We start from the raw sequence: 22035 nt of genomic DNA on the forward strand, positions 1-22035 counted from the left end.
TCACAGCCGGTCAAGCAGCTGGCGTTCGGCTCTGTCGCTGAGGACCAGCACCAGCTTCAGCCTGGCGCGCGTCATGCCTACGAATAGCTTGCGCAGCACCAGTTGGTCCATTTCCGCGAAGTCGATCTCGGTGAAGATGATGGCCGGTGCCGATTGGCCTTTGAAGCGGTAGACCGATTCGGCCAGCAGGCCGCCGTCGCGGTATTGCGGATTGCCGAACAGGTCGTATTCGCCGGTGAAGGACTTCAAAGTATGCACGTCGCTCAACTGGTCCAGATGCAGGATCACCGATTTCTCGCGGCCGCGGAACGAGGCGATGGCGATGTCGTCGCGCGTGAAGCCGGCGCCCAGGCATAGCGTGATAGCGCGGCGCGTTTGCGCCAGCATCGCTTCGGTGTCGCCCTGCGGGTAGATCAGTTCTTCGATATCCGCGCCTTTGAACGGACTGCCCGCCTCCACCGGCGTTTGCGTGGCGCCGATCGCCGCCAGGATGTCGACAATCTGGCGCGGGCTGCGGTAGTTGGTGTCCGAGTGCAGCGTGACCCAGCCGGGCAGTGGCACGCTGTCCTTGCCGTACAGGTTCTGGTTCGGATCTTCGAGCCAGATCGCGCGGCCGTCTTCCTTGAGCATGCGCAGCACGATGTCGCGCCAGGCGACGGAGAAATCCTGGCCCTCATCGACAATCACCACATCGTATTTCCAGCTCTCCGGCAGCGGCGAGGCGGTCATCTGCGCTTCGATCTGTTCCCACACGTCGGGCGCCGCATAGTTCGGCGCACTGCCCTGCTCGCGCGCAAAGGCATCGCTCAGCATGTGGAAGCTGACCACGCGCCCGCCCGCAGGCACCAGGCGCGCGATGTGGTCGGCCAGCGGCCGGTTGTAGCACACGTACAGCGGGCATAACCCGGCATCGATGGCGACGCTGAATTCCGCCAGCGCCAGTTGCGTCTTGCCGCTGCCGGCCGTGCCCACCACGCGCAGGCGGAACGGCGCGAAGTCCAGTCGCCGCGCCCATGTCGCCAGGCCGCCGGCCAGCCGCGCCACCATCTCGGCGGCGTTGCCGATCATCGAACTGGGATCGGGCCGAAGGCTCAGCATATTGCCGAGGAAGCGCGTGACCTTGTCGAACTGCTCGTTCGGTTCCGCATCGGCGACCGGCAGGGTCTCGCGGATCACCGCCGCCAGCCGGTGCTTGCTGTTGGTGTCCAGGATGTGGCGCGGGTCGATGCCGGCCAGGTGCGGGTCGCGCACGATGTAGTCCGGGCAGTACAGCAGGTAGTCGATCGACATCTCGCCGCCGAAACGCTCGGTCAGCCCTTTGATCGAGCGCATGATGTGGTTGGCCACCTTGCGCGGCTTGCCGGCGTAGTTCTTGACCAGCCCTTCCGGCGTCTCGTTGAGGAAGCCCGACTTCTGCTCGATCAGCAGCACGCGGCCGTTCGGCGCGACGATGATGAAGTCGATTTCGTCGTAGGCCGAGAAGCCGTTTTCCACATTGGTCCAGTGCACACCGTGGTAGATGCGGTACGGCTCCTCGGCCAGCGCGGCCTTCAGATAGGTGAGCGTTTCGATTTCGCGGGCCGCCGCGCCTGTAGCGGCCATTTCCTGCCAGCCGGTGGGATGAAGATGGGCCATGGGTACGCAGCGCCTGTAGGGAAAAACGCATTGTAGCGCCACCCGGGCGGATCAGCCGCAGGCTAGCGCTTGCGTGTATGATTGTCGCCCATCGGGCCCACCGGTCCGATAGCCTAGACCAAGATACCAAGGGAGATGCCTGTGTCACCAAAAATTATCAGCACGCTGCTGGCGGTCACCGCCATGACAGCCGCCAGCACCACCGTGCTGGCCGCCCCCACCGCCAAACCCACCGCCGCCGAAGCGGACCGCTTTTTAGCCGATACCGAAGCGAAGCTGAACAAGCTGAATAACGAACAGGCCCGCGCCGCCTGGGTCGGTTCCAACTTCATCACCGACGATACCGAAGGCATCGCCTCCTATTTCGCCGAACGCTATCTGAGCGCTTCGGGCGAAGCGGCCATCGGCGCGCGCCGTTTCAACGGCTTGAAGCTGTCGCCGGAAGCGACGCGCAAGTTGATGCTGCTGCAGCAGACCGTGGTCTTCGCCGATCCGAAGGAGCGCGAACAATACGCCTCGTTGCAGGCCGCCCTGAACGGCGCCTACGGCAAAGCCAAGTACTGCCCGAAGAAGGATGACGGCACCGCCGACGCCTGCATGGCGCTGGGCGAGATGGAAAAAGTCCTGGCCAACAGCCGCGACGAACCGAAACTGAAAGAGATGTGGGCCGGCTGGCACGCCCAGGCCCCGGCCTATAAACAGAAGTACATCGACTACGTCGCCCTGTCCAACAAGGGCGCCAAGCAGATGGGCTTCGCCGACACCGGCGTGATGTGGCGCTCGCAGTACGACATGCCGCCGGAAGCCTTCGCCGCCGAGATGGAACGCCTGTGGCAGCAGGTCAAGCCGCTGTACGATTCGCTGCACACCTACACCCGCTACAAGCTGCGCGCCACCTACGGCCCGGATGTGGTGCCGCTCACCGGCCCGATTCCATCCCACCTGTTCGGCAATATGTGGAGCCAGACCTGGACCAATCTGTACCCGATCCTGAAGCCGGCCGGCGAAACCAAGAGCTACGACCTGACCAAGGTGCTGGAACAGCGCAAGACCGACGCCAAGCAGATGACCAAGTACGCCGAGACATTCTACACCTCGCTCGGCATGCAAAAGCTGCCGGAGACGTTCTGGGAACGCTCGCTGCTGACCAAGCCGCGCGACCGCGACGTGGTGTGCCACGCCTCGGCATGGCCGCTGAACGAGAAGGACGACGTGCGCATCAAGATGTGCATCACGCCGACCGCCGAAGACTTCACCGTGATCCACCATGAGCTGGGCCACGTGTACTACTTCCTCGGCTACACCAAGCAGCCTTTCCTGTTCCGCAACGGCGCCAACGATGGCTTCCACGAAGCCATCGGCGACACCGTGGCGCTGTCGATCACGCCAGGCTACCTGAAGAAGATCGGCCTGATGGACCAGGAGCCGGACGTCAACGCCGACATCCCGCAACTGCTGGAACGCGCGCTGAGCAAGGTGGCGATCCTGCCGTTCGCCTACTCGGTCGACAAATGGCGCTGGGACGTCTACTCGGGCAAGACCAAGCCGGCCGACTACGACAAGAGCTGGTGGCAGCTGCGCGAGCAGTACATGGGCATGAAACGTCCGCTGGCCGGCATCGACGCCACCGGTTTCGACGCCGGCGCCAAGTACCACGTGGCGGCCGACGTGCCGTACTCGCGCTACTTCCTGGCCGACATGCTGCAGTTCCAGTTCCACCGCGCGCTGTGCCGCGAGGCCGGCTACAGCGGCCCGCTGAACCGCTGTTCCGTGTACGGCAACGCCAAGGCCGGCGCCAAGCTGCAACAGATGCTGGAACTGGGCGCCAGCAAGCCATGGCCGGAAGCGCTGAAAGCCATCTCGGGCGAAGACAAAATCGACGGCAACGCGCTGATCGAATACTTCGCACCGCTGAAGACCTGGCTCGATCAGCAGAACGCGGCATTCGCAGCGGCCGAGAAGAAGTAAGCCTTACCTGGGCGCGCTGAAGAACAGCAGGCGTCCATCCGCCGTGGCCAGCACCAGCTGGCCACGGTGCCACAATGGCGAAGCGGCGAAAGCGCCCAGCCGCTTGACGTGTTCCATCGCCGAGTACAGGGTATGCGGCTCCGCAGTGAACATGCGGGCGTTGTCGAATTTTCCGTTGGCCTGGTCCAGGATGCCGCTGGCGTCGCGCCGGCTTTCCTCCGTTTGGTAGTGCCAGCGCTGCTTGCCGCTCGCCGCATCCAGCACGAAGGCTTCGCCTTTCATATTGGCGCCGATGAGCGCCGTTCCCACGCGCAGCGGTGAGGCAAAGGTCCACACCTTGCTGTCGTACTGATAGCGCTCCTTGCCGGTGGCCTTGTCCAGCGCCACCACCACGCCGGTGTCCGAAGTGCCGAAGTAGACGCTGTCGCGGTCCACCGCCGCCGTCCCCACCACCCACGACCCTTTTGCGCTCCAACGCCATCTCTGCTTGCCGCTGCCGGCGTCCAGCGCATAGAAGTAGCCGTCGCGCGAGCCGACATACACCGTGTCGCCATCGACCGTCGGCGACGCCTGTATGCCCAGCATGATGCTCTGCTTTTGCTCGGTTTCGGTCTGCACGCGCCAGCGCTGTTCGCCGGTTTCCGCATCCAGCGCATAGACCGCGCCGTCCCAGCTGCCGACGATGATGTTCTTGCCGCTCAGCGCGGGAGAGGAATGCACCACGCCACCCGTCTTGTAGGCCCACAGCAGCTTGCCGCTGCGCGCGTCCAGCGCATAGACGCGTTCATCGCTGCTGCCGAAGTACACCTTGCCGCCGTGGACCAGCGGCGAAGACAGGTACAGGTCCCAGGGATCGGGTGGCAACTCCTGCTCCGCCGGCTGTCCGTACAGGCCATGCGCGGAGAACTGTACTTCGCCCTGCGTGCGGAACAACCATAGCGGTTTGCCGCTGGCCGCCTCCAGCGCCTGCAGGCGGCCATCGCGGCCGAGGAAGTAGACCACGCCATCGGCGACGGCTGGCGTGGAGCCAATGCCGCCGCGTGCGTGGAACAACCACTGCAGCCGCCGCCCATCCAGATCCAGCGCATACAGGTTGCCGTTTTCGGACGCCGCAAACAGCTGCGTCCCCACCGCCACCGGCGAGGCGCTGATATTGCCCTCGACGCGGAACTGCCATGCCGGCGCCAGTTTCTCGAACGCCGTGTCGGCGGCATCGGCAACCGCCATGCCCGCGTGCTGCGGACCACCCATGAACATCGGCCAATCGGTGGCACGTGCGACATGGGCGGCATGGGCCAGAAAGAGCGGCAAAAGCAAACGGTATAAACGCATTCGGTGGTCTCCTGTTTTTTTGACGGCACGTCCATTGTAGCGGCAAAAAAAATGGCGTCCCGAGGGACGCCATTCTTGTTTGCCGCTAAGTCAGCTTAGAACTTGTAGTTCACGCCGGCCAGGATGGTGCGGCCGTACTTCTGGTATTCCAGCTGCTGGTTGGCGGTGCCGGTGTAGGTTTCGTAGGCGGTATTGGTCAGGTTGTTGACCTGCAGTACCACGCCCATGCCCTTCAGTGCGCCTTCGCTGAAGCTGTAGCCCACCTGGAAGTCCACCACGTTTTCGCCAACCACGTAGCGCAGGCTGCGCTCGCCGTTGAAGTTGCCGATCTCACCCACGAAGTCCGAACGACGACGCTGGTTGATGCGGGTCTCGAAGCCGTTCTTTTCGAAGTACACCGTCAGGTTGGTGGTGTGCTTCGACAGACCTGGCAGCGGGATCTTGGAGCCGATGCTGCCGCTTGGGTCTTCGATCGAGATCGAGCTGTCGCTGTAGGTGTGGCTGGCCTGCACGCCGAAACCGTCGAGCGACTTGGTCAGCAGGTTCAGCGGCAGCGATGCCGACAGTTCCGCGCCTTTCAGCGTGCCGCCGTTGCCGTTGTACGGCGCCGAGTAGTCACCGTTGGTGAACTTGGCCTTGGTGCCAGGAATGAATTTCGAGAAATCGTAATCCTTGGTCTGGGTGTAGATGTAGGTGTTCAGCTTTTTGTAGAAGCCGGCCAGTGCCACGTAGGCTTTCTTGTCGAAGTATTTTTCATACGAGACGTCGAAAGCATTCGCGCGCCATGGATCCAGCTTGGCGTTGCCGCCGCTGCCGCCCGGTTTGAAGGTGGTGTCGGACACGCCGAAGTCCAGTGCGGAGCGCAGCTGGTCGACGCGTGGACGCGCGATCTGCTTGGCTGCCGCCAGACGCAGGGTCTGCTGGCCGTCGAACTGGAACGACAGGTTCATGCTTGGCAGGTAGTCGGTGTACTTCTTGCCGTCATGCACAGGCTTGACCTGCTGGCCGGCAGGCGCCGTGCCGTCGTAGTAGTTGGCGTCCGACGACTGGTCGGTGTGCTGCGCCTGGATACCAACGTTACCGCGCATGGTCACATCACCCAGTTCCGCTTCCAGGTTAGCCTTGATGAAGGTGGTGGTGATCTTCTCGTTCACGTCCCAGGCCTTGGAGATCAGGTAGCTCTCGGTATCGGTCGGATTGAAGGTCATGAACTTCGACACCATCGCTGGCACGTTCCAGGTCGGGATCGTACCGACGCCGGCGAAGCCCAGGTCGGCCGAGCCAAACAGGAAGCCGTTGTTCAGGCTGACCGGATCGGTGCCCTTCAGGTTGATGTTGCCTTCAGGCTGACGCTTCTGCTTGCTGCGGTCGGCATAGTTGACGCCGGCGTCGATGCTCGACACGAATTTCTCCAGCGCGGCCGGTACCGGGGCGGTGGCCACCAGCTTGAAGCCTTTCAGCTCGTCTTCCACGCGCGGCGTCTTGCCGTAGCCGGAACCGTAGATGGTCGGGCCGATAAACAGCGTGGCCGGGTTGCTGTAGTCGCGGCCCAGGCCGATGCTCGAATAGGTGCCGGTGTTGAAGGTCAGCTTGGCGGTGTCCAGGTAAGCATTGCCGGCGCCGTCGTTGGTGCCGCGGCCGTTGCCCAGCTGCGCATTGTTTTCCAGGCTCAGTTCGTTACGCTTGGCTTTCGAGTAGTTGATGTCGGCGAACAGGGTCCAGTCCGACAGCTTCAGGGTGTTGCTCCAACCCAGGGCGTGGATCTTGTCCTTGCGGTCGTTGTACATGCCGCGCACCAGCGGGTACACGCCGTTGGCGGTGGCGCTGGCCAGGGCGCCGGACTGCACGTTGACGTTGGTGTAGCCGAAGGCCGGGGTGTTGTTGCCGTTCCAGCCGCCCAGGTTGATCTCGATCTGGTTGGCGGTTTCTTCGCGGCGGAACTCGGACGCGTAGACGTCGACGATACTGGTCCACTGCTTGTTAGGACGGTATTGCAGCACGCCCATGAAGCCGTCGCGCTTGCTCACGCCGCTGCGGGCGACGGCCTTGATGCCGTCCATGATGTAGGTGCCGGCTGGCACGCCTGGGCGGCCATCCTTTTTCCACGGCTCGTACAGGCCGGTTTCATTGTCCAGCACTGGCGATTCCAGGTGGGCGAAGCCCAGCGCGATACCGATGGTGCGGTTGGCGAACTGGTCGATGTAGCTGGCGCTGAAGCGGTTGCCGGTCGACTTGGCGTCGGCGATCTTGCCCAGCGAGTTCTTCTCGCCACGGACGTTCAGTGCCACGGCGCGGCTGCTGAAGGCCAGCGGACGCACGGTCTGCATGTCGATGGTGCCCGACAGGCCCTGGCCCACCAGACCGGCGTCCGGGGTTTTGTAGATGGTGACGCCGCTGATCAGTTCCGATGGGTACTGGTCGAATTCCACGCTGCGGTTGTCGCCGGTCGAGACTTGCTCGCGGCCGTTCAGCAGGGTGGTCGAGAAGTCCGGGGACAGACCACGCACCGAGATCACTTGCGCACGGCCGGCGACGCGCTGGGCGGCCAGGCCTGGCAGGCGCGAGATCGATTCGGCGATCGAGGCGTCCGGCAGCTTGCCGATGTCTTCGGCGGAAATGGCTTCAACGATCGAGCTCGAGTCTTTCTTGATCGAGATCGCGTCTTCGATACCGCGGCGGATACCGGCCACGGTCACCGACATGACTTTCGGCTCATCGGCCGAAGCGGCCTCGCCGCTAGCGGATTGTGCGTATACCGGCGCGGTGGCGGCGGCGAACAACAGTGCGCAACCTGCGGCAACTGGTTTCAACGGGAATGCAGTGTGGCTGCGCGTACTTGCGAAGAAATTCATTTAATGTCCCCTCTCATGACACAAATATAAGTCCCGCAAAACTGCAACTACACGGGATCCAAGGAAATTCAACGTTCTAAAGACGTTCTAGGAAGAATTTTGTACTAAAACTAGATTCGATGTCAATGAAACTTCCCGCCCACTACGGATTACAAGGCGCTATCTACGCGCCACGCCCCACGATAAGCCCGTTCACGTTGTATTTCGGCTACAGGATCAGCTAGCCCGACTTGTAGTAGAACTACACGAAACAAGCAAAAACAGGCTATTTTTGTGGCGAATCAGCAAGCTCTGCCGCCCCGGAACGCCGCAGATATGCGCAACTTTCCGTGCTGAAACGCAAAATGGAGGAAAATGACAAGATTGTTGTATTCGGACTCAATTCCGGCCATTTGAGATAGTTTGATACGGCAGGACTTTCAGAGTATTCTCTCGTAAAATCAATACATTAAGCTCGACAGCATTAAAAATACGAGTCTGTAGTACGACTACCTTTTGGAGACAAAATGACCAAAACCCTGCTGGCTGCGCTATGCGCCGCCCTGTTGCCGGCCATCGCCGGCGCCGCGTCGCAAAATTACCGCATCGACCACATGGAGCCGCCCTCCTGGTGGACCGGCATGCACAACGGCAAGCTGCAACTGATGGTGCACGGGCCGCAGATCGCCGACCTGGAGCCAGCGCTCAGCTATCCCGGCGTGCGCATCGCCGCCGTCTCGCGCGTGCCGAACCGCAATTACCTGTTCATCGACCTCGACATCGCGCCGGACGCCGCCCCGGGCAAGCTGGCGCTGCAGTTCCAGCGCGGGGCGCAAAGCATCCGCTACAGCTACGACCTGCAGGCGCGCGCGCCAGGCTCGGCGCAGCGCGCCGGCTTCAACACCAGCGACGTCATTTATCAAGTCATGCCGGACCGCTTCGCCAACGGCGATCCATCCAACGACAGCGTCAACGGCTACACCGACAAGCTTGACCGCGCCAAAGGCGGCGGCCGGCATGGCGGCGATATCCAGGGCATAGCCGACCATCTCGACTACGTGGCGGGCTTGGGCTTCACCCAGCTGTGGTCCACGCCGCTGCTGGAATCGAATATGCCGGCCTACTCCTACCACGGCTACGCCACCACCGACCATTACCGCATCGATCCGCGCTACGGCAGCAACGAGGGTTACCGCAAGCTGTCGGCGCAGGCGCGCGCCAAGGGCATCGGCGTGATCCAGGACGTGGTGCTCAACCACATCGGCGGCAAGCATTGGTGGCTGCAGGACATGCCGATGACCGACTGGCTGACCTACCAGGGCAAGCACGTGCCGACCGCGCACCACCGCGTGGCGGTGCAGGACCCGTATGCATCGGAAGAGGACAAGCGCAACTTCACGCAGGGCTGGTTCTCGCCGGCCATGCCGGACCTGAACCAGGCCAATCCCTACGTCGCCAACTACATGATCCAGAACAGCATCTGGTGGATCGAGTACGCCGGCCTCTCGGGCCTGCGCGTCGACACCTACGGCTACTCGGATACCGCCTTCCTGAGCCGCTGGTCGGGCGCGGTGATGGCCGAGTATCCGCAACTGAACCTGGTGGGCGAGGAATGGAGCCCGCTGGTGCCGGTGGTGGCGCACTGGCAGCGCGGCAAGCAGAACTTCGACGGCTACGTCTCGCACATGCCGAGCATGATGGACTTCCCGCTCAACGACGCCCTGCGCCGCGCGCTGCTGGCGCCTGAGACGCCCGAGCAGGGTTTGAACACGCTGTATGAAATGGTGTCGCAGGACTACCTCTACGCGGACGCGAAGAACCTGGTTCTGTTCGAGGGCAACCACGACCTGTCGCGCATCTACAGCGCGCTCGATGCGGACCAGGGCTTGTTCCGCATCGCGATCGCCTTCGTATCGACCATGCCGCGCATTCCACAGTTCTACTCGGGCACCGAGATCCAGATGACCAGCGCCACCAAGGAACGCGACGACGCCTCCTACCGTCAGGACTTCCCCGGCGGCTGGAGCGGCGACAAGATCAACGCCTTCACCGGCGCCGGACTGACGCCGCAGCAGGCCGACGCGCAGGCCTACATCCGCAAGCTGCTCAACTGGCGCAAGAGCGCCACCGTCATCCACAGCGGTAAGCTGATGCACTACGGGCCGGAAAAAGGCATCTACGTTTACTTCCGCTACGGCGGCGGCAAGAAGGTGATGGTGGCCCTGAACAAGAATACGACCGACACCACGCTGCCGACCGCGCGCTTCCATGAGATGCTGAACGGCGCGCGCGCCGGCGTGGACGTGATCAGCGGCCAGCGCGTGTCGCTGGATGGACAAGTTAAACTGCCAGCGAGTTCCGCGCTGATATTGGAGATCGAATGAAGAAGCACCTTCCCGCGCTGCATGGCGCAACGCTGATGGCAATGCTAGCGGTAACCGCCAACGCAGCCGCCGCCCCGGCCAATTCCGCCACGGCCGCGTATTCAACCTGGGACGGCAAGCAGGAACTGGTACGCTACGCCACGCCGGACGCCGGCGCCGCGCTGCGCAGCTACACGCAATCGACCACCATGCGCGTGCGCGAAGGCGGCAAGCAGGAAGTCGGCTACGCGGAATCCGCATCGCTGCCGACCGTCCGCAGCGGCAACCTGGCCTTCGACGCCCTGTTCGCCCTGGCCGGCAATGAGATGAAACTGGACTCGGTCGACGAAATCCGCGACGGCAGCTACAACGGCGGCAACGCCATCCCGTGCGAGTGCTTCGAAACCGGCGAGTTGTGGCACTACGTCTGGACCCGCGACTTGTCCTACGCCGCCTCGCTCGGCCTCGGCATGCTGGACCCGCAGCGCACGCGCAATTCGCTGGAATTCAAGCTGGCCGGCTACCGCGAAGGCGTGAGCGCCGGTCTGCACGCCGTCGGCGACGGTTACCAGATCGTGCAGGACACCGGCAGCGGCGGCAGCTGGCCGGTCAGCACCGACCGCGTGAGCTGGGCCTTCGGCGCCGACGAGGCGCTGAAAGCCCTGCCACCCGAGCAGCGCGCCGCCTTCGCCAAGAAAGCCCTGCACGCATTGAGCAACACGCTGGAGAACGACCGCCTCGCCATCTGGGACGCCGCCGACGGCTTGTACAACGGCGAAGAATCCTTCCTCGATTGGCGCGAACAAAGCTACGCCGCGTGGATGCCGAACGAGCTGTCGCACATGGCAACCTCCAAGGCGCTGTCCACCAACGCCGCCCACTACAAGGCGCTGACGCTGGCCGCGCAATTGGCCGGCGAACAGGGCGACGCCAGGCTGGCGGCGCGTTACGCCGGCTGGGCCGCCGACCTGAGGACCGCCATCAACCAGCGCTTCTGGCAAGCCGACAGCGGTATGTACAGCAGCGTCACCGCCGGCCACTTCGACGGCGCGGCCATGTACAAGTACGACTGGCTGGGCCAATCGCTGGCCATCGTCACCGGCATCGCCGACCAGCGCCAGGCGCAGAGCATCCTCGAGCACTATCCGCATGGGCCGCTGGGTGCGCCGGTGATCTATCCGCAGCAGTCCAACACCGCCGTGTATCACAACCGCGCCATCTGGCCGTTCGTGACGGCCTACGGCCTGAAGGCAGCAGCCATCGGCGGCAACGTCGCCGTGGCCGATGCCGCCTATTCCACGCTGATGCGCGGCGCCGCCACCAACCTGTCCAACATGGAGAACCTCGAATGGCTGTCCGGCCAGCCGACCTTTGAAGACGGCAAGCTCAGTGGACCGGTGGTCAATTCGCGCCGCCAGCTGTGGTCCGTGGGCGGTTATCTCGGCATGGTGGTCGGCAGCGTATTCGGCGTGCAGACCACCAACGACGGCATCGCACTCAAGCCTTTCATCACCGCCAAACTGCGACGCGATACCTTCGCCGGCAGCGATGCGATCACGCTCAACAACCTGACGGTACGCGGCAAGCGCCTGCAGGTGCGCGTGCTGCTACCCGCCGCCGCTACCCCCAAGGGCGATGGCTCCTACGCGGTCGATGGCGTCACGCTGAACGGCAAGCCAGCCAGCGCCACGCTGGCGTGGGATGCGCTGGGCGACGATAACAAGATCGATATTCGCCTCGGCAAGCTGCTGCTTGGCCAGCAGGCCAAGCGCAACGTCAGCGCCAAGCCGCTGGTGCAGGACGCCGCCGTGTATGCGCCGGCCGAGCCGCGTATCGTCAAGCTCGAACGCGGCGTCTATGGCTTGCCAACGCTGCAGATCGCGCCAGCGGATGCACAGGCCACCGCCAAGGGCGTGGTGTACAACATCTACCGCAACGGCCAGCTGGTGGGACCGCGCATCACTGCAACGCAGTGGGCCGACCGCAGCGCCGGCGCAGCTTCGGGCGCTACCGCCAACCTGTGCTACGCGGTGGAAGCGGTATATGCCAGCTCCGGCAACCGCAGTCACCACAGCATGCCGGCGTGCCTGAACGCGGGCGAGGAAATCTCGGTGGCCCGCGTCGACTTCGGCGCATCGCCGTCCGACATCTTCGCGCAGGAATTCAAGGTGGAGCGCGAAGGCAGCTACGCGCTGCAGATCAAATACCGCAACACCGCGCACCAGATCAACCTCGGCGTCAGCGGCGGCGTCAAATGGGCGGTGCTGAAGGACGGCGCCGGCAACATCGTCGCCAACGGCGTGCTGCAGATGCCGCACTCGCCGGCCGAGGAAGGCGCCAAGTACTCCACGCCCTTGCGCGCGAAACTCAAGCCGGGCAGCTACAAGCTGCAGCTGAGCGACTTCTACAACATGAGCTACATGAAGAACAACGCCACTTACAGCGATGCGGGCGGCGTCAAAGGCCCGTCCAACAAGTTCGACATCCACGGCGTGCGCGTGATGCCGGTGCCCGCCAGTGACGCACCAACCAACGCCGTCGCCGCCGGCACGCTGCGCATCGTCGAGCAGTTCGCATCGCCGCAGCTGAACAACAGCCGCAAGCTGCGCATCTACCTGCCGCCCGGTTACGACGCCGAGCCGCAGCGCCGCTTCCCGGTACTGTACATGCACGACGGCCAGAACCTGTTCGATCCCAAGACCGCCGCCTTCGGCACGGCCTGGGAAATCGGCACGGCCATGGACAAGCTGATCGCCACCGGCGCCATCGAACCGGCCATCGTGGTCGGCATCGACAACACGGACGACCGCATCGGCGAATACACGCCGTGCTGCGATCCCAAGCACGGCGGCGGCAAGATCGACGCCTACGCGGCCTTCATCGTCGACACCGTCAAGCCCTGGGCCGACGCCAACCTGCGCACCATGAAAGAACGCGAGCACACCGCCATCATGGGCTCCTCGCTGGGCGGCATCGCTTCGGTGTACATCGCGCAGAAATATCCGCAGGTGTTCTCCATGGCCGGCGGCGTATCGAGCTCCTTCTGGTGGAACGAGCAGGCCTTCATCAAGAACGTGCCGGCGCGCCAGCCGGTGAAGTTCTACATCGATGCCGGCACCGACGGCGATGGCATCAGCGACACGCGCAAGATGCGCGAAGCCATGCTGGCGCAAGGCTACCAGCCCGGCCAGGACCTGCTGTACTACGAAGCGGAAGGCGGCAGCCACAATGAAAAATCGTGGTCGGCGCGGGTGGACAGGCCGCTGACCTGGTTCTTCAGGAAATAGGCGCCGCCAGGCGTTGCCGGCGCCCGGCCAGCAACGCCTCCACCTCCTGCGGCGACACCGGCGCGCTGAGGCAGAAGCCGAACACTTCGTCGCAGCCCATCGCCGACAGCTGCGCCAACTGCTCGCCGGTTTCCACGCCGGCGGCGATCACCCGCATATTGAGCGTATGCGCCATCTCGATGATGGCGCGCACCATCGCCCCGCCACGCGACAAATCGTCGACGAAGGACTTGTCGATCTTCACCACATCCACCGAATAGCGCCGCAGGTAATTCAGCGAGGCGTAGCCGGTGCCGAAATCGCTGACCGCGATGCGCACGCCCAGCTGCCTGAACTGCTGCAGCACCTCTTCCGCGCCCTGGCTCTTATCGATCAGCACCGCCTCCGGGATTTCCAGCTCGATGCTGCGGCCAGGCAGGCCAGCCTTCTCCAGCGCGGCGGTGAACACCTGCACGATCTCCTTGTGGAAGAACTGGCGCGGCGACAAATGCACGGCCACCGTCAGCACATGGCCACGATCGAGCCATTGGCGGGCCTGCACCATCGCGGTCGTCATCACCCACGCGCCCACAGGCAGGATCAACGCGCTCTGCTCCAGCACCGGCAGGAAGTCCAGCGGCATCACCAGCCCCAGTTCCGGATGCTTCCAGCGCAGCAGCGCCTTGACGCCGGTGATCTGCTGCCGCCGCAGATCGAGCTTGGGCTGGTAGGTGAGGATGAACTCATCGTGCGCCTGCGCGTGGCGCAGCGCCGTCTCCAGGATCAGCGCGGAATACGCCTTGGCCTGCATGCTGGGCAAGAAGCGCAGGCTGGCGCCCTTGCCGCGCTGCTTGACGGCGTACATGGCCAGGTCGGCCTTCTCGATCAGCGTCTCGATATCCTCGTCGTCATCGGGATACACGGCCACGCCGATGCTGGCGGCCACCATCATCGGCTGCGCGTTGATCAGGAACGGCTCGGCGATCGCCTTCATGATTTTTTCCGCCACCTGCTGCGCATCGGCGCCGTTGCGCAGCTCCGTCAGCAGGATGATGAATTCGTCGCCGCCCTGCCGCGCCACGGTGTCGACCTCGCGCACGCACTGGCGCAGGCGCTGGGCGAACTGCACCAGCACCTGGTCGCCGGCGTCGTGCCCGAGCGTGTCGTTGATGGTCTTGAAATGGTCGATGTCGACGAACAGCACCGCCAGCAGGCTCTCGTGGCGGCGCGCGTAGGCCACGCCGTGCTCCAGCTGAATCTGGAACTGCAGGCGGTTGGGCAGGCCGGTCAGGCTGTCGTGGTGGGCGATGAAGTCCAGCCGCATCTCGGTATCGCGCTGCGCCGCCAGCGCCGCCTGCAATTGCGCGCAACGCGCACGCAGGCCGCGCGCCTGCCATTGACCGGCCGCCAGCGCCAGCAAACATGGCGCCAAGCCGGCCGCTATCGGCCATAAGCTGTTCATGCTGTCCCTCTTCGTCGGGTGGACTGCGAAAGAGGGGATGATATTAGATCGGGGACGTGAAAACAGGCCGTTCATGCGCCCGTTTGAGGCGCATCAAACGGCCTGTGGCAAAAGCTCAGCCTGCCAGCTGCAAGGAGCGCGAGCGCGACGGTGCCGCCACGGCGGCCGGCTGGTTCTGCAGCTTGAAGATGCTGACCGCCTCCGACAGGCTGGCTGCCTGCTGCTGCAGGGCGTCGGCGGCGGCGGCGGCCTGCTCCACCAGCGCGGCGTTCTGCTGCGTCACGCTGTCCATCTGGCTGATGGCGATGCTGATCTGCTCGATGCCGTCGCGCTGCTCGCCGCTGGCCACCGAAATCTCGCCGATGATGGAGGTCACGCGCTGCACGCTGGCCACCACCTCGTTCATGGTGTCGCCGGCCTGGCCGACCAGGCGGCTGCCCTCCTCCACCCGGCCCACCGATGTGCCGATCAACTCCTTGATCTCCTTGGCCGCCGCCGCCGAGCGCTGCGCCAGGTTGCGCACCTCGGAAGCCACCACGGCGAAGCCGCGTCCCTGCTCGCCGGCGCGCGCCGCTTCCACGGCCGCGTTCAAGGCCAGGATATTGGTCTGGAAAGCAATGCCGTCGATCACGGCGATGATGTCGACGATCTTGCGCGAGCTGTCGTTGATCTCACCCATGGTGCGCACCATCTGCGCCACCGCGTCGCCGCCCTTGGCCGCCACGTGCGAAGCGTTGTCGGCCAGTCGGCAGGCTTCGGCCGCGTTCTGGTTGTTCTGCTGGACGGTGGTGGTCAGCTCCACCATGGCCGCCGCCGTTTCCTCCAGCGAACTGGCCTGCTCCTCGGTGCGGCCCGACAGGTCGAGGTTGCCGGCGGCGATGTCCACCGTGGCGCCGTGGATGGTCTCGGTGCCGGTGCGCACCTTGCCGACGATGTTGCTGAGGTTGGTCTGCATGAGCTTGAGCGCGCCCAGCAGGTCGCCGATTTCATCGGTGCTTTCGACCCGCACCTCGCTGCTCAGGTCGCCGCCGGCGACGGTCTGCGCCACGCTCACCGCCGCGTCCAGCGGCCCGGTGATGCTCTTGATCAGCCAGACCACCGTCACCACGCCAACCACCAGGGTCACCAGCAGGGTGCCGCCCATGGCCAGCATGGCCGAGCGGTGGGCGGCGCTATTTTCCTCTTCCATGGTCACCGTCAGGCGCTTGGCCTCGCTGCCGATGTAGGCCACGATATCGTCGATCTTCTTGGTCGGCTCGCGGTCCATGCCCTTGACCAGCGCATCGACCACGTGCGCGCTTTCGGGATTGGCGGAATCGTATTTCTTCAGCGCGTCCATGTAGCGCGCGATCAGGTCGTTCTGGGTCTTGATGGCGGCGTCGACCAGTGGCGTGCTCAGCTTGAGTTTAGCGAGCAGCGCGTCCAGGCTCTTCAGTTCGGCGACGGTGCTTTCGCCGCCTTTGACAAAGGCGGCGCGGTGCTTGTCCAGCTGGGCCGGATCGTTACCGCGTATCAGGATGTTTTTCCACTCCTGCACCTGGATCTTGAACAGGACCTGGGCGCTGCGCGCCGTGTCGATGGCCTGGCTCATGGCGACCGAGCGCGCCAAGGCCTCGGCGCTGCGCAAATTGCTGCTATCGAGCGCGCGCCAGCCGGAAGTCGCGACCACAGCCAGCGCGACGAAGAAGAAGACCCCCAGCAAACCCAAACGCACACCGATCTTGAGATTGGCGAGTTTCATCATTTCCCCCTTGGCAAGAACTATTGTTCATGATGCTCGCGCGTCCAACAAATGCCAATAGAAGGAAGAAAAAATTCTATCGAATTCTCACACCTGCAACAACTCGCGGCAGTAAATATTGGTAGGACGGCCATCCGGCGGCAGCACCTTGTGCTCGACAAACGTCAAGCCCAGCTTGGCCAGCAGATTGATCGACACCGTATTGGCGGGATTGGTAATGCCCATCAGGCGCGGCAGGCGCAGCACGTCGCGCGCATAGGCCACCACGGCGGCGGCGGCCTCGTAGGTGTAACCCTGGCCGAAATGCGCCGGGCGGATGGCGTAGCCGATATCGACCTCGGGCAGGCTGTCGCGCTTGATCAGGCCGCACAGTCCCAAGGGCAGGCCGTCGCTCTTGCGCTCCATCACGTACAGCGAATGGCCGAGGCGCTGCTGCATCACGCAGGGGCCGTCCAGAATGGCGGCGCGCGCCTCGGCCACGGTGCGGATGCCCTTGTCGCCGATATGTTCCAGCCAGGTGGGGTCGTTCACCAGTTCGTAGTAAAACAGGGCGTCGTCGGCGTTGATGGTGCGAAGGGAAAGGCGTTCGGTTTCCAGTATTTTCATGCGTCGGGCCAATGGGTGGGATCTTCCAGCAACTGGTACATCACATAGACGTCCACATAGCCGAGGTATTGATGACGGTAGGCGCGCGGCAAGGTGCCGACGATGGAAAAGCCCATCTTTTTCCACAGCAACACGGCCGGCATATTCGAACTGACCACGTAGTTGAACTGCATCGCCAGGTAGCCCTGGGCGCGGGCGCGCTCGAGGCAGTCGCCGGCCAGCAGCTTGCCGACGCCGACGCCCTGCGCGGCCGGGCTGACCATGAAGGAGGCGTTGGCGACGTGGGCGCCACGGTCGCGCTGGTTGGCCATCAGGCGGTACATGCCGACCAGGCGCTCGCCGTTGTGGATGGCGACAAAACTCTGCACGCCGGGACCGAACCAATAGGCGTGGCAATCGTCGCGGCTGGTGTCGGCGGCAAAATAATAGGTGTCGCCGCTGGCGACCAGCTCCTGGAATATCTGCCACATGGCGCCGAAGTCGGCTTCCGTGGCGGGGCGGATGGCGATTTCTTTCAAAAGCAGCTCCAGCGCGATGGATGAAATCCGATTGTCGGGGATTTCAGTCGGCAAGTCCAGCGCTCGCTTGCTACGCCACCCGCGCCACCGGCACCGGCTCGCCGCAGATGCGGCCCTGGATTTCCTCGTAGCGGTCCAGCCCCAGCGCCGCCAGGTGTTCCTCGTCGTTGACGTCGCGCGCCGCCACCTTGATCCCCAGGCTGGCGCACAGGCCGGCCACGGCGCGCTGCGCCGCATCCCACTCCTCCACCAGGCCCGGCTCGCTCGCCAGCTTCAGCCCGAACTTGAGCTGGCCGAACGGGCCGCCGCGCAGATGGCCGAGCAGCGAGGCATAGCCGGCGCCGAAGTTGTCCATGGTGATGCGCACGCCCAGCTTGCGCACCCGGGTCAGGGTGGCCATGATCTTTTGCGTATCGCCGAGGAACACGCTTTCGTTGACGGCCAGCTCCAGCCGCTCGGGCGCCAGCCCGCTGGCCTCCAGCGCCTGCGCCACGATGCCCACGAAGTCGCCGTAGCGCAGCACGCTGGCGCTGACGTTGATGCTGACCTTGGGGCAGTGCGGCAGGCCGCTCAGGTCGCGGCAGGCGCGCCGCAGCGTCCACTGGCACAACTCGGCCGTGAGCTTGCTCTCGTCGGCCAGTGCGGCGAAATCGGCGGCCGGCAGCAGGCCGTGCTCGCTGTGTTTCCAATGCAACAGCGCCTCGATGCCGGCCAAGGTACGCAGCCGTGGATGACGCTGCTGCAGGTAGCTCAGCTCGAACTCGTCGCGTTCCAGCGCGCGACGCAGCTGCTGCTCCATTTTTTTGCGCAGCTGCAAGCGGGCATCCATGTCCTCGTCGAAGAAATAATAGCGCCCGCGGCCTTCCTGCTTGGCGCGGTACAGCGCCAGGTCGGCACACTTGAGGGTGCGGTCGGGGTCGTCGCTGCCGCTGGTGATCAGCGCGATGCCGACGCTGGCGCCGATATTGGCCTGGTGCTCGCCCAGCACGTAGGGGGCGCCGAGCGCCTCCACCAACCGGCCCGCCATCACGGCCACCGCATCCTCCGAGGTGATCATGGTGTAGATCACCACGAACTCGTCGCCGCCCAGCCGCGCCACCACGTCGATGTCGCGCACATGCTGCTGCAGCCGCCTGGTGACCGCGCGCAGCAGGGCGTCGCCGACCGGGTGGCCGAGCGTGTCGTTGACTTCCTTGAAGCGGTCGAGGTCGAGGTACAGCACGGCGCTCGGCTCGCCACGTCCGGCGCGCTGCACCGCCGCCTCCAGCCGCTGCTGCAGCGCCGCGCGGTTCAGCAGGCCGGTCAGCGCGTCGTGCTGGGCCATGTAGGCGATGCGGTCCTGGGCCTGGCGCCGTTCGTGCACGTCCTCCAGCACGCCCACCCACTCGGCGGCATGGCCGCCCGACGGCGGCACCAGCGAACCGCGCGCGCGCACCCAGCGCCATAGCTGGGTGGCGTCGGCGATGCGGAATTCGATGTCGAGGTTGCGGGTGTCGCTGTTGAGCCGCTCGAGCAAGGCGCTGCGGTCGTCGGCGTGGACCCGCTCCAGCCAGCGCCGGCCCAGCGCCAGCTCGTCGACCTCGCCGGTCAGCGACTGCCAACCCAGCACGGCGGTCAGGCGCACGCCGGCCTCGGCGCGCCACAGCACCAGCGCCCCGGCATGGGCCAGGGTGCGGTAGCGCAGCTCGCTGCGGGCGATGGCGACGCGGGTGTCGCGCTCCTGCACGGCGCGCTGGTGCAGCGCGGCCTGGGCCGCCTCGATGCTGGTGCGCATCGATTCGAACTCGCGGATGTGGGTGACCGCGCCGCCGCTCAGCGCCGGCAGCGGCGGCAGGGCCGACAGCCCGCTGGCGGCCCCCTCGGGGGCCGCTTCGCGCGCCCCGTGCTGCGTCGCGTCGTGGTCGGCCACCGCGCGGGCGTCGCGTTCGAGCGAGCGCACCGGCTGCAGGATGCGGCGCGCCAGCCAGGCGGCCAGCACCAGCGCCAGGATCAGCATCGGCACGCCGCCGATCAGCAGTTGCCACAGCGGCTGCTTCCAGCGCGCGTTGAAGGCGTCCAGCGGCTCCCCCACCACCAGCACCCAGCCGGGCGTGCCGATCAGCTCGTCATAGGCGAAGATCACCTGCGGCCCCTCGGTGGTCTGGGCATTGAACAGGCGCTGCCCGGCGCCCAGCTGCAGCAAGGTGTCCCAATCGGGCACGCGGCGGCCGACGTAGCGCTGGTTGTCGCGCGAGCGCGCCACGATGTGGCCGGTGCCGTCGACGATGGCCACCAGCAGGCTGGTGCTGCTGGCGCCGGCCTGGCCCGCCAGCCGCAGCAGGCGGTCCGGGCGCGTCGCAAACACCAGCAGGCGGCCGGCGCGGCCTTCGAGATCCGGATCGGGCAGCGCGAACGCCACCTGCGGCACGCCATCGGCGAAATACAGATTGGAAACGCTGGCCTTGCCGGCGCCGGACGGCGACGCCAGCGCCGCGCGCAGGAACGCCAGCGGAGGCGCACCGGACGGCAGCAGCGGCGCGCCGGCCAGGTCGGCGGCACTGAAGCGCATCAGCGCGCCCGTGTCCGGCGCGGCCTGGTTCAGCCAGCGCGTCAGCGTGGCATTGTCCTGGTGGCCGTCGGGCGCGGCGGCGGCCAGCATCTGCAGCAGTTGTTCCCGGCTGAGAAAATCGTTTTCAAAGGAGCGCGCCAGGGTGCGGGCGCTTTCGGTGAGGCGCTGGGCGCTGGCCTCGCGGTAGGAAGTGGTGGTTTGCCAGACCGCAAACACCGCCAGCAGCAGTGCCGGCAAAAATGAAGCCAAGGTCAGCCAGATCAGGTAGGTGCGCAAACGGCGCGGGCCCGGCGTGAGCCGTCTCCAAGGGGTGCGCAAGTAATTTCTCATGTGTCTCCGCGGGTTGGATGGTTGCTCATCATTTGCCTCTGGAGAATCTGATAGGAATTTTCCTATCCCGTCATTCAAGCAGATGAACAATGCCAACCATCGGCGCGGCGCGGCCTTAGCGCCGCAGGCGGAAATCGGTCTGCGGCGGCCGTCCCGGCAGCGCCAGCCTGGCCACGGCGCGCGGCGACTCGGCGATGACCTTGCCGCGCCGCATCACCAGGCGGCGCGCGGCGCGCAGGCGGATCGCCTCGACCGGGTCGGCCGCGTCCAGCAGCACCAGGTCGGCATGGCAGCCGGGCGCGATGCCGTAGCCTTCCAGCCCGAGGATGGCGGCCGGGGTGCTGGTGACGGCGCGGAAGCAATCGCGCATCGCCTCCTGGCCGGTCATCTGCGCCACGTGCAAGCCCATCTGCGCCACCTCCAGCATGTCGCCCGAGCCCAGGCTGTACCACGGGTCCATCACGCAATCGTGGCCGAAGGCGACCGGGATGCCGGCGGCCAGCATCTCCGGCACGCGCGTCATGCCGCGCCGCTTGGGATAGCTGTCGTGACGGCCCTGCAGCGTGATATTGATGAGCGGATTGGCGATCGCCGCCACGCCGGCCTCGCGGATCAGCGGCAACAGCTTGCTGACGTAATAGTTGTCCATCGAATGCATGGACGTCAGGTGCGAGCCGGTGACGCGGCCGTGCAGCCCGAGGCGGTTGCTCTGGTAGGCCAGCGTTTCGATATGGCGCGACAGCGGATCGTCGGACTCGTCGCAATGCATGTCCACCATCAGGCCCTGGTCGGCCGCGTACTCGCACAGGATGCGCACCGACTCGGCGCCCTCGGCCATGGTGCGCTCGAAGTGCGGAATGCCGCCCACCACGTCGACGCCCATGACGATGGCGCGCTTGAGGTTGATGAGCGCGTTGGGCGCGCGCAGCACGCCGTCCTGCGGAAAGGCCACCAGTTGCAGATCGAGGTAAGGCGCCACCATGCGCTTGACTTCGAGCAGCGCCTCCACCGCCAGCAGGCGGTCGTCGCAGACGTCGACATGGGAGCGGATCGCCAGCAGGCCGCGCGCCACCGCCCAGTCGCAATACTGGAGCGCGCGCTCAATCAGGGCCTGCTGGGTCAAATCGGGCTTGAGCTCGCCCCACAGCGCGATCCCCTCCAGCAGGGTGCCGGAAGCGTTCACGCGCGGCAGGCCGTAGCTGAGCGTGGCGTCCATGTGGAAATGCGCATCGACGAAGGGCGTGCTCAGCAGATCGCCGCCGGCGTCGATCTCCTGCGCCGCCTGCAGCGGCAGGCGCGGGCCGACGGCGGCGATGCGCCCGTGCTCGATGGCCACATCGACGCCCTGCCGCCCATCGGCCAGGTTGGCGTTGCGTATCACGACATCCATCCGCACCTCCGTTGATCTAAAGTAAACCATTGTAGGGCAGATTCA

12 protein-coding genes are annotated in these 22035 nt (G+C 65.1%); 3 read left to right on the forward strand and 9 right to left on the reverse strand.

The genetic code is table 11. The features are described from left to right. Positions 1-1635, reverse strand: a complete 1635-nt coding sequence (locus ACXZ1M_RS07905) for an ATP-binding domain-containing protein (RefSeq protein WP_459052623.1) — start codon at positions 1633-1635, stop codon at positions 1-3. 135 nt (positions 1636-1770) lie between these two features. On the opposite strand from ACXZ1M_RS07905, the gene ACXZ1M_RS07910 reads away from it, so the two are divergent. Beyond that, a complete protein-coding gene (locus tag ACXZ1M_RS07910) occupies positions 1771-3603 on the forward strand; it encodes a M2 family metallopeptidase (protein WP_459052624.1) in 1833 nt (610 codons plus the stop codon). A gap of 3 nt (positions 3604-3606) precedes the next feature. On the opposite strand, the gene ACXZ1M_RS07915 is transcribed toward ACXZ1M_RS07910, so the two are convergent. Both ACXZ1M_RS07915 and ACXZ1M_RS07920 read right to left on the reverse strand, forming a co-directional pair. Further along, positions 3607-4935: an outer membrane protein assembly factor BamB family protein gene (locus tag ACXZ1M_RS07915; protein ID WP_459052625.1), complete on the reverse strand. Its 1329-nt coding sequence runs from the start codon at positions 4933-4935 to the stop codon at positions 3607-3609. 95 nt (positions 4936-5030) lie between these two features. After that, a complete protein-coding gene (locus ACXZ1M_RS07920) occupies positions 5031-7787 on the reverse strand; it encodes a TonB-dependent receptor (protein ID WP_459052626.1) in 2757 nt (918 codons plus the stop codon). 506 nt (positions 7788-8293) lie between these two features. Between ACXZ1M_RS07920 and ACXZ1M_RS07925 the strand changes: the two genes are divergently transcribed. Together ACXZ1M_RS07925 and ACXZ1M_RS07930 are read left to right on the forward strand one after the other, a co-directional pair. Beyond that, entirely contained in the window at positions 8294-10150 is a 1857-nt protein-coding gene (locus ACXZ1M_RS07925; RefSeq protein WP_459052627.1) for a glycoside hydrolase family 13 protein, read from the forward strand. Further along, positions 10147-13416: an alpha/beta hydrolase-fold protein gene (locus ACXZ1M_RS07930; RefSeq protein WP_459052628.1), complete on the forward strand. Its 3270-nt coding sequence runs from the start codon at positions 10147-10149 to the stop codon at positions 13414-13416. Before ACXZ1M_RS07925 ends, ACXZ1M_RS07930 begins: the two co-directional genes overlap by 4 nt. Here ACXZ1M_RS07930 and ACXZ1M_RS07935 read toward each other — a convergent pair. From ACXZ1M_RS07935 to ACXZ1M_RS07960, 6 genes are all read right to left on the reverse strand, one after another. Further along, positions 13406-14857: a putative bifunctional diguanylate cyclase/phosphodiesterase gene (locus ACXZ1M_RS07935; protein ID WP_459052629.1), complete on the reverse strand. Its 1452-nt coding sequence runs from the start codon at positions 14855-14857 to the stop codon at positions 13406-13408. The two genes, ACXZ1M_RS07930 and ACXZ1M_RS07935, sit on opposite strands and share 11 nt — an antisense overlap. A gap of 115 nt (positions 14858-14972) precedes the next feature. After that, on the reverse strand, positions 14973-16598 hold the full coding sequence (locus ACXZ1M_RS07940; protein ID WP_459052630.1) for a methyl-accepting chemotaxis protein: 1626 nt from the start codon (positions 16596-16598) through the stop codon (positions 14973-14975). Between the two features lie 87 nt (positions 16599-16685). Next, the gene (locus tag ACXZ1M_RS07945) at positions 16686-17204 is read right to left on the reverse strand and encodes a GNAT family N-acetyltransferase (protein WP_459052631.1); all 519 of its coding nucleotides are present in this window, start codon (positions 17202-17204) and stop codon (positions 16686-16688) included. Then, positions 17201-17722: a GNAT family N-acetyltransferase gene (locus ACXZ1M_RS07950; protein ID WP_459052632.1), complete on the reverse strand. Its 522-nt coding sequence runs from the start codon at positions 17720-17722 to the stop codon at positions 17201-17203. The genes ACXZ1M_RS07945 and ACXZ1M_RS07950 overlap by 4 nt, the downstream gene beginning before the upstream one ends. A 70-nt stretch (positions 17723-17792) precedes the next feature. Next, positions 17793-20600 carry a bifunctional diguanylate cyclase/phosphodiesterase gene (locus tag ACXZ1M_RS07955; protein WP_459052633.1) on the reverse strand — a complete coding sequence of 936 codons (2808 nt, stop codon included), beginning with the start codon at positions 20598-20600 and terminating at the stop codon, positions 17793-17795. 115 nt (positions 20601-20715) lie between these two features. After that, positions 20716-21990, reverse strand: coding sequence for an amidohydrolase family protein (locus ACXZ1M_RS07960; RefSeq protein WP_459052634.1), 1275 nt, complete (start codon positions 21988-21990; stop codon positions 20716-20718). Positions 21991-22035 lie beyond the last annotated feature (45 nt).

The organism is Duganella paludis (assembly GCF_054461335.1).